The organism is Pseudoalteromonas sp. 1181_04 (assembly GCF_052850545.1).
On record NZ_VXCS01000107.1, the window covers coordinates 1 to 363 of the forward strand.

Consider the following 363-nt stretch of genomic DNA (forward strand, 5'->3'; position numbering starts at 1 on the left):
CGCCCCCCCCCCCTGGACATCTACCTTTAGGTTGCATTGATGTTTGCTTTCAAAATGAAGCACGGTTTGGGCAACAAAATCAAATAACATGCTTATGGGCTGAAACAGGCTCTAGGCCCCGCGCAACAAAACAACAGCAGTTTGAGTATGGATACTTATTTGGTGCAGTGCGCCCAAGTAATGGTATAACAGAAGCGCTGATCAGCCCTATCGTCAATAAAGACGTCATGACGTAACACATGGAATTAATATCAAAAGCCACGGAGGCAGGACGTCATGCCGTCGTGATCGTTGATGGCGCTGGTTAGCATACTATTGATACTGTAAAACCATTCAATAATGTCACGCTAATAAAACTTCCGG

General features: G+C 45.5%; 1 pseudogene. It reads left to right on the forward strand.

The features are described from left to right. Positions 1 to 236 (forward strand): annotated as a pseudogene (locus tag FW757_RS23235) (IS630 family transposase); the annotation flags it as partial. Positions 237 to 363 lie beyond the last annotated feature (127 nt).